The 14017-nt window shown below is 59.8% G+C and carries 15 protein-coding genes; 10 read left to right on the plus strand and 5 right to left on the minus strand.

Going from position 1 to position 14017, the window contains the following annotated elements:
• Nucleotides 1-151 precede the first annotated feature (151 nt).
• The 4 genes from ASC74_RS21435 (at nucleotide 152) to ASC74_RS21450 (ending at nucleotide 6377) form a co-directional block, all read left to right on the plus strand.
• Nucleotides 152-1888: a type I secretion system permease/ATPase gene (locus ASC74_RS21435; RefSeq protein WP_056743866.1), complete on the plus strand. Its 1737-nt coding sequence runs from the start codon at nucleotides 152-154 to the stop codon at nucleotides 1886-1888.
• Nucleotides 1889-1894: 6 nt separating this feature from the next.
• Complete coding sequence (locus ASC74_RS21440; RefSeq protein WP_056743868.1) at nucleotides 1895-3235, plus strand: HlyD family type I secretion periplasmic adaptor subunit; 1341 nt, start codon at nucleotides 1895-1897, stop codon at nucleotides 3233-3235.
• Between the two features lies 1 nt (nucleotide 3236).
• Nucleotides 3237-4565: a TolC family outer membrane protein gene (locus ASC74_RS21445; protein ID WP_056743870.1), complete on the plus strand. Its 1329-nt coding sequence runs from the start codon at nucleotides 3237-3239 to the stop codon at nucleotides 4563-4565.
• 282 nt (nucleotides 4566-4847) lie between these two features.
• A complete protein-coding gene (locus ASC74_RS21450) occupies nucleotides 4848-6377 on the plus strand; it encodes a multiheme c-type cytochrome (RefSeq protein ID WP_236713321.1) in 1530 nt (509 codons plus the stop codon).
• Nucleotides 6378-6448: 71 nt separating this feature from the next.
• Here ASC74_RS21450 and ASC74_RS21455 read toward each other — a convergent pair whose 3' ends face one another.
• Both ASC74_RS21455 and ggt read right to left on the minus strand, forming a co-directional pair.
• Nucleotides 6449-6982, minus strand: a complete 534-nt coding sequence (locus ASC74_RS21455; protein ID WP_056743872.1) for a cysteine hydrolase family protein — start codon at nucleotides 6980-6982, stop codon at nucleotides 6449-6451.
• A 245-nt stretch (nucleotides 6983-7227) separates the two neighbouring features.
• Entirely contained in the window at nucleotides 7228-8955 is a 1728-nt protein-coding gene (ggt, locus tag ASC74_RS21460) for a gamma-glutamyltransferase (protein ID WP_056743874.1), read from the minus strand.
• A 150-nt stretch (nucleotides 8956-9105) separates the two neighbouring features.
• On the opposite strand from ggt, the gene ASC74_RS21465 reads away from it, so the two are divergent.
• Nucleotides 9106-9621 carry a methylated-DNA--[protein]-cysteine S-methyltransferase gene (locus ASC74_RS21465; RefSeq protein ID WP_056743876.1) on the plus strand — a complete coding sequence of 172 codons (516 nt, stop codon included), beginning with the start codon at nucleotides 9106-9108 and terminating at the stop codon, nucleotides 9619-9621.
• A gap of 168 nt (nucleotides 9622-9789) precedes the next feature.
• Here the strand turns inward: ASC74_RS21465 and ASC74_RS21470 are convergent, their stop codons facing one another.
• Together ASC74_RS21470 and ASC74_RS21475 are read right to left on the minus strand one after the other, a co-directional pair.
• On the minus strand, nucleotides 9790-10383 hold the full coding sequence (locus ASC74_RS21470) for an NUDIX domain-containing protein (protein WP_056743878.1): 594 nt from the start codon (nucleotides 10381-10383) through the stop codon (nucleotides 9790-9792).
• A 61-nt stretch (nucleotides 10384-10444) separates the two neighbouring features.
• A complete protein-coding gene (locus ASC74_RS21475) occupies nucleotides 10445-10882 on the minus strand; it encodes a hemerythrin domain-containing protein (protein WP_046049422.1) in 438 nt (145 codons plus the stop codon).
• A 150-nt stretch (nucleotides 10883-11032) separates the two neighbouring features.
• On the opposite strand from ASC74_RS21475, the gene ASC74_RS21480 reads away from it, so the two are divergent.
• The gene (locus ASC74_RS21480; RefSeq protein ID WP_056743880.1) at nucleotides 11033-11461 is read left to right on the plus strand and encodes a GNAT family N-acetyltransferase; all 429 of its coding nucleotides are present in this window, start codon (nucleotides 11033-11035) and stop codon (nucleotides 11459-11461) included.
• 100 nt (nucleotides 11462-11561) lie between these two features.
• Here the strand turns inward: ASC74_RS21480 and ASC74_RS21485 are convergent, their stop codons facing one another.
• Nucleotides 11562-11912 (minus strand): hypothetical protein, encoded by a 351-nt coding sequence (locus ASC74_RS21485; RefSeq protein ID WP_056743882.1) that lies wholly within the window; start codon nucleotides 11910-11912, stop codon nucleotides 11562-11564.
• Nucleotides 11913-12073: 161 nt separating this feature from the next.
• Between ASC74_RS21485 and ASC74_RS21490 the strand changes: the two genes are divergently transcribed.
• The 4 genes from ASC74_RS21490 (at nucleotide 12074) to tusD (ending at nucleotide 14017) form a co-directional block, all read left to right on the plus strand.
• Entirely contained in the window at nucleotides 12074-12322 is a 249-nt protein-coding gene (locus tag ASC74_RS21490; RefSeq protein ID WP_008154823.1) for a hypothetical protein, read from the plus strand.
• A 20-nt stretch (nucleotides 12323-12342) separates the two neighbouring features.
• On the plus strand, nucleotides 12343-12672 hold the full coding sequence (locus ASC74_RS21495; RefSeq protein ID WP_046049419.1) for a DUF6388 family protein: 330 nt from the start codon (nucleotides 12343-12345) through the stop codon (nucleotides 12670-12672).
• 35 nt (nucleotides 12673-12707) lie between these two features.
• The gene (locus tag ASC74_RS21500) at nucleotides 12708-13412 is read left to right on the plus strand and encodes a YoaK family protein (protein WP_056743884.1); all 705 of its coding nucleotides are present in this window, start codon (nucleotides 12708-12710) and stop codon (nucleotides 13410-13412) included.
• 212 nt (nucleotides 13413-13624) lie between these two features.
• A complete protein-coding gene (gene tusD / locus ASC74_RS21505; RefSeq protein ID WP_008154829.1) occupies nucleotides 13625-14017 on the plus strand; it encodes a sulfurtransferase complex subunit TusD in 393 nt (130 codons plus the stop codon).

Here is a 14017-nt window from a genome sequence, read left to right on the forward strand (position 1 = left end):
TACGCTGCTAGCCATGAGAGCGACGCAGTGATTTGCAGGTGATGCGCCCCTAGAGCGACCAACCTGCGTATCAACCAGCTGCCTGCGGAACTGCATTTGTTAGTTGTTGCGCCGCAAGGGCAAACGGCTTTTTGAAGAGGGGTCACCCAAAATGCACAAACAATCGAGCACTCGATCAGAACTGGCTGACGCGCTTTTTCGACTTCGCCGTAGTTTTTACTCGCTGGCAGGGTTCAGCGGTGTCATCAACGTCATGATGTTGACGCCAGCTATTTATATGTTGCAGGTCTATGATCGGGCCTTGGTCAGTCGCAACGTCACAACGTTGACGATGTTGACCATTCTGGTGATAGGCCTGTTCTTGCTGATGGCCACGCTGGAAATGTTCCGCACCCGCGTGCTGATCCGGGTCGGCAACAACCTCGACATGGACCTCAATCGACGCATTTTCACCGCAGCATTCGAGCGCAACCTGAGCCGCGCCGGAGGCAATCCGGCCCAGGCCCTGCAGGATCTCGCGCAGGTGCGTCAGTTCCTCACCGGCAATGGCCTGTTCGCTTTCTTTGATGCGCCATGGACGCCGATCTACCTGCTGGTCGCCTATCTGATCCACCCGCTGCTCGGACTGGTCACGCTGATCGGCTCGCTGATTCTGGTGGGCCTGGCTTATCTCACCGAAAAGGCGACGCAAAAGCCGCTGGCCGAAGCCAATCAGGCCGCCCTCTCCTCCGCCAGCTACGCCAACAACAACTTGCGCAACGCCGAGGTCATCGAGGCCATGGGCATGCTGCCGGCGATCGGCAAGCGCTGGTACCAAAGCCATTTGCGCATTCTGGAAATGCAGACCCTGGCCTCCGACCGTGCCGCCCTGATCAGCAGCACCGGGCGCTTCGTGCGGATCACTTTGCAGTCGCTGATCCTCGGCGCCGGCGCGCTGCTGGCGATCGAAGGCAAGATCACCCCCGGGATGATGATTGCTTGCTCGATCCTCACCGGCCGCGCGCTGGGCCCGGTGGAACAAGTCATCGCGTCGTGGAAGCAGCTGCTTGGATGCCGTTCGGCTTGGGGCCGGTTGAACGAGATGCTGAACGACTATCCCCGCCGGCCACCGAGCATGTCGCTGCAGCGGCCGCTGGGCATGCTGGCGGTGGAGAATGTGTTTGCCGGCGCCCCCGGCACCGGCAACACGATTTTGCGCGGGGTGAGCTTCAACCTTTCCCCCGGCGAAAGCCTTGGCATTATCGGTCCATCCGCCTCGGGCAAATCCACCCTCGCCCGCCTGTTGGTCGGCGTGTGGCCGGCACAGGCCGGCAAAGTGCGCCTGGACGGCGCAGACATATTCACCTGGAACAAGGGCGAACTTGGCCCCTGGCTCGGTTACCTGCCACAGGACGTGGAGCTGTTCGAGGGCACCATCGCCGACAACATTGCGCGCTTTGGCGAAGTGGACAGCGACGCGGTCATCCGCGCCGCCAGGACTACTGGAGTGCACGAGATGATCCTGCGTTTGGCGCAGGGTTATGAGACCCGTCTGGGCACCGATGGCAGCCCGCTTTCCGGTGGCCAGAAGCAACGCATCGCCTTGGCCCGAGCGCTGTATGGAGAACCCAATCTGATTGTGCTGGACGAGCCGAACGCCAACCTCGACGACGTCGGGGAAAAGGCCTTGGTCGATGCGCTGGCCCAACTCAAAAATCGCGGCGCCACCGTCATTCTGATTTCCCACCGTCCCAATGTGCTCTGCGCCGTCGATAAGGTGCTGATGCTGCGAGACGGCGGCGTGCAGATGCTCGGCACCCGCGACGAAGTATTCGCAGCGCTGCGCAAGGCCAGTGTGATGCCTGCCGGCGCATCAACTCCGCTGGCCTCCGTCAAAGCACGGGAGTAACCGATCATGCAAATGAGCCAACACACCGACATGATTCTCACCGACCCCAGGAACGTGGTGGATCTGGACGTCGGTAAACCCGTGCGCTGGGGCATGATGCTGATGCTCGCCGGCTTCGGCGGCTTCCTCCTGTGGTCCTGGCTGGCGCCGCTGGATGCCGGTGTGGTAGCGACAGGCACGGTAAAAATCACCAGCAATCGCAAAGCCGTGCAGCATCTGAGCGGCGGTACCGTGGAGGCCATTCTTGTTCACGAAGGCGATGCAGTGAAAAAAGGCCAGGAGGTGGTCCGCCTCGACTCGCTGCGTGCCGCTGCCGAACAAGGTGCAGTCAGCGCCCAGTACATCGTCAGCAAGACGGTGGAAAACCGCCTGGAAGCGGAACGTGACGGCCGCGATGTGGTGAACTACGATCCCGAATTGTTCAAGCGCTTCGGGAATGACCAGCGCCTGTTGGCCGCCATGGATCTGCAACAACGCCTGCTGGACACCCGGCGTGCCGGCCTCGCTGGCGAAATCAGCATCCTGCAGGAAAACCTCGCGGCGTCGGCAGTGCAGCTCAAGGGTCTGCAGCAGGTCTATGGCGCCCGCGCCTCGCAGATCAACTTCCTCAACCAGGAACTGAAAGGCACCCGCGCGCTGGCGGCCGAAGGCTATGTCCCGCGCAACCGCCTGCTTGAGCTGGAACGCAGCAATGCCGACCTCTCCGCCGGCCAGGCCGAGAACCTCAACAATATCGCTCGCGTGCGTAGCCAGACCACCGAAATCAAGCTGCGCATCCTGCAGCGCCAGCACGATTACCTGAAGGAAGTCGAATCGCAGCTCACCGACACCGCCAAGGAAAACACCACCCTGGCCGACCGTTTGCGTGCGCTGGATTATGAAGTGACCCACACGGTGATTCGATCGCCCATCGATGGCATGGTCCAGTCCCTGAGCATCGCCACCATCGGCGGGATCATTCAGCCCGGCTTCAAGATCATGGAAATCGTTCCGGACAACGAACCGCTGCAGGTCGACGCGATGATTCCCGTGCAGGCCATCGACAAGATGGTCCCCGGCCTGCCCGTGGACATCGCCTTCCCGGCCTTCAACCATGCCCGGACGCCCAACATTCCCGGCCGCGTGAAGACCGTCTCCGCCGACCGCCTGCTCGACGAGGAAAGCAAGCAACCGTTCTATCTGGCTCAGGTGGAAGTCACGCCCGATGGCATGAGCCTTCTAGGCAGCAATCACATTCGTCCCGGTATGCCCGCCAGCGTCACCATCAAGACTGGCGAGCGCAACATGATGAGCTATCTTCTCAAACCAATGCTTGAGCGTGTTGACAGCTCCTTCAAGGAACAATGAAATGGACCGTCATTGCCTGTTCTTCAGCCTGCTGGCGCTGTCCCTCCCGACCTGCGCCATGGACCTCAAACAAGCCTGGGATCTGTTGCAATACCAAGGCCCCGTCTATCGCGCCGCCGTGCATGAAAAAGAGGCCGGTGCGCAAAACCGCGACATCGGCTTGGCCGGCCTGCTACCGCAGATCAATGCCTCGGCCTACGACAACAAGGTCAATGGCACCCAACGCCAGAGCGGCGTCGAAAGAGATCTCGACTACACCTCCAAGGGCGCTAACGTGCGCCTGCGCCAGCCGCTGTTCAACAAACAGAAGATGGCCGAGTACCGCCAAGGCAAGCAGCGTGTCGACTACAGCATCGCGGTGTTCGATGCCAAGAGTCAGGACGCCGCAGTACGCCTGGCTGAAAGCTATTTCGACGTGCTCCTGGCCAGCGAAACCATCACCCTTGCCAAGTCCAAGCTGAGCGCCTTCGACGAGCAACTCGCCTCGGCGAAACGGCGCATGGAGTTGGGGGCCGGCACCGTCACCGACATCGACGAGTCGGCCGCTCGCCGCGACCTCGCCGCGGTTGAGCTGATCGAAGCGCAGGACAACCTGGTCAACTCGCGCCGCAAGCTTGAAGAATTTATCGGTGAAACCCCCGAATCGCTGACCACCTTGCGTCCGAGCTTCGATACACCACCGCTGCTACCGAGCAACCTGCAAGACTGGTTGGTCAAAGCCCAGGCCGACAGCCCGCTGATCCATGCGCGCCGTCATAGCAGCGACCTCGCCGAAGAAGAAGTGAAGCGCGCCAAGGCCGGCCACTGGCCAACACTGGATTTCGTTGCCGGCTACACCGCGGGTCAGAGCCAATCAATCTCCGAGTTGAATCAACGCAACCACTACGGCTCAATCGGGCTGGAAGTAAACTTCCCGTTGTACAGCGGTGGCGGCACCAGCGCGTTGACACGCCAGGCCAGTGCCAATAGCTATAAGGCCCTGGACGAGCTCGACGCCACGCGCCAGGAAGTCATCACCGGTACCACCCGTGAGTATCGCGGCGTAGAGAGCGGCGCCCAACGTATTCACGCGCTGGAGAAGGCAGTGGAGTCCAACGAACGCTCACTGAATTCGACACGCAAGGGCTTCAAAGAGGGGGGCACCAGCACCAATGCGGACGTCCTCAATGCCGAAGAGCTGCTCTTCGTTGCGCGCCACGATCTGTTCGAAGCCAAGCTGCGCTACTTGATGTCGCGCCTGCGCCTGGCCTCTTCAGTGGGCAGTCTGGGTGACGACGATATCGACCACATCAACGACTACCTCGGCCCGGAACTGTTGGTCACCAACTGACGTTCACCTGCGCGGCACTCAGCCGCAACGCAAACCTTGTAGCAGCAGGCTTCGCCAGCTGCTACAGATCGTGTTACGGCTTAACTGATCGGCATTGCCCCCCCGATTTCGGAGTGAACTCCCCCACTAATGGGTGTCGTTCCCCCGCAGTATTCGCGTCTCGATTAGCACAAAATTTCAGCCTATGACCAATGTTTGCTGGACCTTCAGGTCATTGCACATGTTTTGTCACAGTCCTTGCAACGTAATAACCGAGTGAGCTTCTCCCTCGGGGAAACGTTTATGAACCACCCCACATGCAAACACGCGCCCAGGCCGGGTGAATTACTGGCAGCCTTTGTCGACAACCTGATCTACCTGGGGATCAAACCTTTCGTTCGCCGTTTTTTATGCTTTGTCGCCTGCCTGCTTACGGTAACGCTGGTGGCGGCCGACGAACCTCAGGGCAATGACAATCAGGATAATGAGAAGTGGCTGGAGCCGGCACGCTCCAGGCTCATGCATGTGATTGGCGGGATGCCGTTCTTTCCGCATCGGGCCAATACCCCCGGCAACCTGGTTTTGAATGTAAAAGACTTCGACAATGCCCAGGTATGTGGCGCTTGCCATACGGAGATCTACAAGCAGTGGCGCTCGTCAATGATGTCCCAAGCCTGGGATGAACCCATCTATCGGGCCTTGCTCAAGCGTGCGAGTTCGGCCACCGAGGGGAAGGTCGATAACTTTTGCACCGGCTGCCATACCCCGATCGGTCTCACGACCGGGCAAATCAATTCGGAAATCAACCGCTCCTCGATTGAAGACAGCACGAAAAATCATCCGATGCCTGGGGTCGATTGCGAGACCTGTCACAACATTAGTGCCCGCACGGGCCTCGATAACGGCGCCTATGTCCTGAGCCCTCGAGCGCACGGTAAACCGACCAAGTTCGGCCCGCGTAAAGATGCCGTTTCGCCCTATCACGACACCGTATATTCCGCTCTGCACACGCGCTCGGACTTTTGCGGCACCTGCCACAATGTCACGCACCCGTTCAGCAGTGTGGCGGTCGAGCGCACCTATGACGAATGGCAGGAGAGCGCCTACAGCCTTAACGATGTAACTTGCCAGAGCTGCCATATGCCGGGTTTTGCGGGTAAGGCCGCGATCATGGGACCAGACCGCGAGCAGGTCGCCTCGCATTGGTTCAGCGGAGCCAACTCTATGATGCTCAAGTATCTCGGTCAGGAAGAGGGCGCGCAACGCGCGCGCGACATGCTCGCGCGCGCGGGGGAAATAACGTTCCAGCAACTGCCGGCAGCCATCATTCCCGGGCAATACTCCTCGGTAGCCGTGAAAGTTGCCAATGTCGGCGCCGGGCACAAGCTGCCGACCGGCTTTCCGGAGGGACGGGAGATGTGGATCGATTTCCGGGTGCTGGATGCCAGTGGTCGCGAGCTCTATCGGCTGGGTTCGATCAAGGACGGCAAGACCGAGGACAACACGCGAAATTTCAAAGTGCACATAGGCGACAAGGACGGCAATCCGTTGGACGTCGAGGTCTGGAATGCCACGCAAATTCTCTCGGACAACCGCATTCTGCCCAAGGGCTACGATATTGGAGTGTTCACTTTCCTGGTGCCGGCCGACGCCGTCGGGCCGCTCTCCTTGACTGCCGAACTGAACTACTGGCCATTTTCGCAGAAGCTGGCCGACTACCTGCTTGGCAAGGATAAGTTGCAGGTGGAAATCACCCAGATGGCCAAAGTCACACAGAGCGTACCCCTGTCGACAAGTCTGCCAGTCGTCGGTGCAAACACTGCGCACTTTTAGCTGCGCAGTGTCGACGTCGAGGTGAAGACGTCAAAACGGGCGCGGCCCCCCGCTACATGTTCGGGGTAGTTTCAGATATGGATTTCGCTGGTCGGGATAACGTCGATCCGCGCCACGGGCCCCGTCAAGTGCGCCAGGTCTGCGTTGTGCTCGGCGATGATGTCTTCGGCGGCGAGGTTGCCGTTGTCGACGGTGGAATGTGCATCGGCGGCGAGCACCACGTCATAGCTCAGCTTAAGGGCCTGGCGGACGGTGGCATTGACGCAGTAGTCGGTTTGCAGGCCGCAGATGATCAGGCGGTCAGTGCCAAAATCTTGCAATTGGGCTTGCAAGTGGGTCTGGTAGAACGAGTCTCGAGTGGTTTTTCGCACGCGAAGGTCTTGCGGCGAAGTCTTCAGGCTTTCGGCCAGTTGCCAGCCTTCAGAACCGTGTTGCAGCAGGTCGCCCTTTTCTTCGTGCTGGATGAGGATGACCGGGATGCCTGCTTCGCGAGCCTTGGCACTGAGGCCATTGATGTTCTCGATAACTCGCTTGATCTCAAAGCAGGCGTACTCGCCAGTGCACAGGGCGCGCTGGACGTCGATGATCAGCAGTGCGGTAGCCATGAGCTTCCTTCCTGGATGGGTCGGTGAATCGGCAACGGATTTCGAATCCGTTCCCCTTTTAACTTGTAGCAGCTGCCGAGCCTGCGAGGCTGCGTTCGAGCGCGAAGCGGTCGTAATCCAGCAAATGCGGTCTACCTGAATGAACGCGGTCAACCGATTTACGACGGCTACGCAGCCTCGCAGGCTCGACAGCTGCTACGGGATCGGGGGCCACCCTCAAGAGTTGGAATGGCCTCGGATCTGCCTCAATAACCGAGCGATAACCCGGTGTTACGACGTGGATCGTTCGCCCCATAGAAGCGGTTTTTGCCCACCGGTTTGCCTTCCAGGGAAGGCGCGCCGACCAGAATCGCCGCCACATGGTTGGCGTCCTGTGGCCCGGCAAACTTGTGCCCCCAACTTTCGAGCATCTTCACCGTATCAGGACTGGTAGTGAAGGTCTCAAGGTTGGTTTCTTCCGGCAACCACTGCTGGTGGAAACGCGGTGCATCGACCGCTTCCTGGATATTCATGCCGTAGTCGATCACGTTGAGCATGGTCAGCAAGGTGGCGGTGATGATGCGACTGCCGCCGGGGGTGCCGACAACCATCACCACTTTGCCGTCCTTGGTGACGATGGTCGGGCTCATGGACGATAGCGGTGCCTTGCCGGGAGCGATGGCGTTGGCCTCCCCTTGAACCAGACCGTACATGTTTGGCACGCCGATTTTCGAGGTGAAGTCATCCATTTCGTCGTTGAGGATGACCCCGGTTTTGCTGGCCATGACGCCGGCGCCGAACCAGTCGTTCAAGGTGTAGGTCACCGAGACCGCGTTGCCCCATTTATCGACGATGGAGTAATGGGTGGTGTTGCTGCCTTCATGTGGCGCTACGCCGGGCTTCAGCTCGCGGGACACGCCGGCCTTTTTCGGGTCAATGGCAGTGCGGATTTTGGTGGCGTAATTTTTATCCAGCAGATGGGCGATCGGGTTCTTCACGAAATCCGGGTCGCCCAGGTAGCTGTTGCGGTCAACATAGGCGTGACGCATCGCTTCGATCTGGTAGTGCATGCTCTGGGCCGAGTGATAGCCCAGGTCTTTCATCGGATAGCCTTCGAGAATGTTCATGATCTCGCAAATCACCACGCCGCCAGAGCTTGGCGGTGGCGCTGAAACCACGTGGTAGCCGCGGTAATCGCATTCAATCGGGGCCAGTTCGCGGGTCTTGTATTTGTCGAGATCGGCCTGGGTGATGATGCCCTTGTTGGCCTGGCTGGAGGTGACGATGGCATCGGCCACCCAGCCTTTATAGAAGCCGTCGGCGCCGTTCTCGGAGATTTCCCGCAGGGTCTTGCCGAGGTCCTTTTGCACCAGTTTCTGACCGACTTTCATCGGCTCGCCGTTGCTCAGGAATATCGAGCCGGAATCCTTGATGTCCTTCTTGAACACGTCGGTGGCGTATTCCAGTAATTCGACATCGCCCTGCTCCAGCATAAAACCGTCTTCGGCGAGCTTGATGGCCGGGGCGATCACTTCCTTACGCGGTTTGGTGCCGTATTTCTTCAGCGCCAGTTCCATGCCGGACACGGTGCCCGGCACGCCAACGGCCAGATGGCCACGGGTGCTCAGGTCAGGGACGACGTTGCCCTCCTTGTCGAGGTACATGTCGGCGGTGGCGGCCAGCGGTGCTTTTTCACGGAAGTCGAGGAAGGTCTTGCGCCCGTCCGCCAACTGAATGGTCATGAAACCGCCGCCACCCAGGTTGCCCGCTGCGGGATAAACCACCGCCAGCGCGTAACCGACCGCTACCGCGGCATCGACGGCATTGCCGCCGTTCTTGAGTACATCGACGCCCACGTGACTGGCCAGATGCTGGGCGGTGACGACCATGCCGTTTTCGGCCGCAACCGGCGCCACGGAGGCCGCGTAAGCACTGAGGCAGCTGAGCGCCAATGAGGTCGCAATCAGCGATTTGGCAAAAGGTTCGAACTTCATGAGTCGGTCTCTTTTTGTTTTTAGGCTCTGTACACAAACAGAGGGAAGGCTTCAAGAGCAGAGGCAAGTATGGCTGGGATTGCGTATTGCGCCTCCCCGTCGAGGCAGTATGCTTGCCCTCTGCTCAGCACTTTTACGGAGTCCACCGGCATGAGTTACACCTTCATCACCCTCGCCACGCCGGTGGGCGAGCTGAAGCTGGTCGCGAACGGCTCACGACTGGCAGCCATCCTCTGGGAAAACGACAAACCGGGACGGGTGCGACTTGGGCCGATGCGCGAGGCGCCGGATAATCCGATCCTGATGCGCACCGCTCAGCAGCTGCGAGAATACTTTGCGGGCACGCGCGATCGTTTCGACCTGGAACTGGATTTTGTCGGGACGGAATTTCAGAAGAAGGTCTGGGCAGCGCTGCTGACCATTCCGTTTGGCGAGACCCGCAGCTATAGCGAGATTGCCCGGCAGATCGGCAATCCCAGTGCAGTGAGGGCGGTGGGTGCGGCCAACGGCAAAAACCCGATATCGATTGTTGCGCCGTGTCATCGGGTGATTGGCGCTTCGGGGAAGTTGACCGGGTTTGCCGGTGGGCTTGAGGCGAAGGAGCAACTGCTGACGCTGGAAGGATGCGAATGGTCAGGGGCCGTCAGGACAGGCCAATTGTTCTGATCAGCCGCAACACGATCTGTAGCAGCTGCCGAGCCTGCGAGGCTGCGTCCGACTGCGCAGCAGTCGCAAACCCAGGCGCCATGGTTTATCCGGAACAGCGCAGTGAATGGTTTTACGACTGCTGCGCAGCCGGACGCAGCCTCGCAGGCTCGACAGCTGCTACATCGATTAGCCCGCGGTGAAGATGTTTTTCATCGCCGCATACTGCAGCAACATAATGGTCTTCGCATCGCAGATCTCCCCGCGATAAAACGCCTCAAGCGCGTCGTCGAACTTCCACTCCAGCACTTCCAGTTCCTCGGTCTCCTCCTCCAGCCCGCCACCATCACTGACCTTGGAAGCAGCGTCGTACTCAGCGATGAAGAAGTGCAGTTTTTCGGTCACCGAACCGGGGCTCATGTAAGCCTCGAACACCTTGTGCACGTGGTGCACGCGATAACCGGTTTCTTCCTCGGCTTCTTCGCGGATGCGCTCTTCAGGCGCCGCACCTTCGAGCAGCCCCGCCGCCACTTCGATCAGCAACCCATCGTGGCCATTGACGAACACCGGCAGCCGGAATTGCCGGGTCAGCACCACGGTTTTCTTTTCACGGTTGAACAGCAGAATCGCCGCGCCGTTGCCACGGTCATAGACCTCGCGGGTCTGGCGTTGCCATTCGCCATTGTTGCGCAGGTAATCGAAGGTAATTTTCTTGAGCAGGTACCAGTCGTGGGACAACACCTGGGACTCGATGAGGTTGACCCGCTCGGCTGTGTTCGACATGACAACGCATCCCTTTTTTCGTCAGAAAGTGCACATGTTAGGCGAAAACGAAAGCCTGGCGCTAAGAAAGCTGAGCCTTGTATTCCTTCACATATTGCCCCGCCAGCGCCTCTTTCTGTTTGTCGTCGAGCAACTTGCCGGCCATCTGGAAGAACTTCTGCTCTTCCTCTTCCAGGTGGTGATTGACCTTCTCGGCGAGCTTCTTCGCGACCGCCAGCCAGGCCGGGCTGGACATCTCGGTCTCGTCCAGTTCTTCCATCATTTCGTCCATCTCGTGATGTTCTGAAATGGCATGGCGGCTGAGGTCGACGCCGTTATCGAACTCCATCAGCGGGATGTAGAAATGCCGCTCTTCAGCGGTTTCGTGGGCCTGAAGTTCGGATTTGAGCTGCTTGTAAGCCTCGACCCGCTCGGGGGTGTCGCCGCTGGTCTGGATCAGCGCATCGGCGTAGGTGCGTTGGCGGTCGTGGCTTTCGCGCAAGGCTTCGAAAATATTCACGGAGTGTCCTCATAGGCCGTGTTCTGGAATGACGCTGTTTAGGCTAGACATCTGCGCGCGAACGACGGTTCCACCTGAAGACTGGAACAACGACCAGGTGCCGCGATAGGCTTGGAAATGTTTTCCACCCTGGCCTTAAGGAAATAGCTGATGACCCTGCGAATAGAACGGTCGCAAAACCCCACGGATGAAGAGCGCCAGGCAATCCTGCTGCCATTGCGCGCCTATAACGCCGCAAAAGCCGGCGTCTCGACTCAGGAGCCCGTTGCCCTGCTGGTGCGTGACGAAAGCGGCGAGATTCTCGGTGGGCTTCACGGTCGAGTGTTTTACCAATGGTTGTACATCGACCTGCTGTCGGTACCGGAGCAAGCCCGGGGACAGGGCATGGGCACGAAGCTGATGCAGATAGCCGAAGACCTGGCACGGGAGAAGGAATGCGTGGGGATCTGGCTCGACACCTTCGACTTCCAGGCGCCGGAGTTCTACAGGAAGCTCGGCTACAGCGAGTTAGGCCAGATCGCTGACTACCCGCCTGGCCACCAGCGCTTCTTTTTCCAGAAGCGCCTGATAAATATTTGATCCCTGGCGCCGCCAAAAGATCGCAGCCTGCGGCAGCTCCTACAGGGAGTACACCTGCCCAGTGTAGGAGCTGCCGCAGGCTGCGATCTTTTGATCTTGCTTACAAACAGGTGGCCAACGCCGCCAATCGGCGCTTGGCGACAAAATCGTCATGCTGCGCGTAATAATTCAGCACGGTGGCGGAAGCGTCAGTTTTCACGTCCACAAAGGACTCCGCCGAGCGCGTGTAAACGGTGGTGCCACCCTTCTCGCCAGGCTGCAAATACGCGCCAGCATCAACACCGAACACTGCCTCATCCTGCCAGGAAAACTGCACACACTGGGCGATGACTTTTTCCGGCTTGTCCGACGTCAGGGTTTTGTACGGGGTTCCAGTGCGGGCGTCGTTCATCGCCGAGCCCGCGCATCCCGCCAGCAACGTTACGGCCAGCGCCACCATCAGAATTCGCATTGCGTTCGCTCATCAAGAAAAAGCGGACTGTATCACCGCGGCACGACGTATCGTTCTGCTTTACTTCATTTATACCGCGACACCGAGTGACGATTCGCGCACCCTGTCGCGCCATTAACACCGCATCGCCCGTTTTTCCGGGCTCATTTTCTGGAAAGGTCATGACACCCAACGCCGAATATTACAAACCGACCGCTGAATATGCCGACAAGCTGATCAGCCAGATCGGTCAGACGCCGTCCTGGATTGCCAAGCGAATTGGCGTCACCGACAAGCGGATTCGTTACATCCTCGACGGCGAAAGAACCGTCAAAGGTGAAACCACGCCGATTCAAATGACCTACCCCGAGCAGTTTGCCCTCGAATGCCTGGCAGCAGCGGCCAAGGCCAGCAAGAAGCAGTCTTCGTAACCCAGCCTCAAGGAGCGACCATGGCGGCAACCGAACAGCAACACGAGCAAGCGTTGAAGAGGTTTCTCGATGAGCGCCCTGAACTGCGCGTCGAACTCGACAACCTCAACCCGCTGTTGGCTCAGGCCAAGGGCGAGACCGCGGCGCAGTACCGCGAGGAGCGCTTGCATGAAGCCTTCGAAGCCGAGGCCGAGCATCTGGGATTGTTTGCCTGGGAGCTGACGCTGCAACTGACCGCCGCGACGTCCGAGGACTATCAGGCCCAGCGCCTGGAAGTGCACAAGGAAGTCGCCGAGATGGCCGGCATGGACTGGCTGGAGTATTGCGAGTTATATGGATTGAGTAAGTGACCCTAACGGTCGCTGCCTGAGGACGACCTTCGCTGATGTTGCCATCCCTCTCAACTGACCGCGCCAGTCCAGGCCATCTGCATGCCCGCAAATGGCGCGGACGCATTGGCATGTCGCTGGTGGCCAGCCTCTCGGTGCTCGCGGGCATGACCGACGCCATCGGCTTCATGGCCAGCGGCGATTTCGTCTCGTTCATGAGCGGCAACACCACCCGCCTCGCCGTCGCCATCAGCGACGGCGACCTGGGCCTGACCTTGCGCCTGGTGATCCTCGTCGGCACCTTCATCGTCGGCAACGCCTTGGGGATTGTCGTCAGCCGCCTCGGCGGCCGTCGGGCGCTGCCCTTGCTGCTGTGCATCGCCACGCTGCTCTGCGGCGCTGCTGCCTGGCCCTACGACGAACAATTACCAGCGCTGCTGGCGGCGATCATCGCCATGGGCATGCTCAATGCCGCCGTGGAAGAAGTGAACGGCCTGCCGGTCGGCCTGACCTACGTCACCGGCGCCCTGTCGCGCTTCGGCCGTGGGCTGGGACGCTGGATGCTCGGCGAACGGCGCAACGGTTGGCGCGTACAACTGATCCCCTGGACCGGAATGTTTGCCGGCGCGGTACTTGGCGCCGTGCTGGAACATCATTTGGGGCTCAGGGCGTTGTTTGTCAGCGGTCTGCTGGCCGGCGCGGTCGGGCTGCTGTCGCTGAAAATCCCGCGGCGGTGGCAGTTGGGTTATATGCCGCGCTGAATTGGGTGGTGTCTGTCAGGCCGCCTTCGCGAGCAAGTCGGATCGCCGCACCGCCGCTCCCACATTGAATCGCATTCCATTTGGTAGAACTCGGTCAAATGTGGGAGCGGGCTTGCTCGCGAAGGGGGCGACTCGGTCCCAAGGGAAAACCCATTTAGCCGCCCCAGCGATAAAGCTTTATCATGGCCGCAGTTTTACTGATCGAGTCCGTCATGAAGTTCGCCATCGCGCTATTTTCCGCCGCCCATGCGCCCTCCTCGCGCCGCGCCCTGCTGTTCGCCCAGGCCGCGCTGGCCGGTGGGCATGAGATTGTCCGGCTGTTTTTCTATCAGGACGGCGTCTACAACGCCTCCGGCAGCGTGGTCACGCCGCAGGATGAGCAGGATTTGCCCAAGCAATGGCGCAATTTCGTCACCGAGCATCAACTGGACGGCGTCGTGTGCATCGCAGCCGCCCTGCGTCGTGGCGTGTTGAACGAAGAAGAAGCCGGGCGCTATCAGCGCGAAGCCGTTGCGGTGGGCGCGCCGTGGGAATTGTCTGGTCTGGGCCAATTGCATGACGCGGTGCAGGATGCTGACCGCCTGATCTGTTTCGGAGGCGCGTGA

It is taken from the genome of Pseudomonas sp. Root329, assembly GCF_001424925.1.
GTDB lineage: Bacteria > Pseudomonadota > Gammaproteobacteria > Pseudomonadales > Pseudomonadaceae > Aquipseudomonas > Aquipseudomonas arabinosi.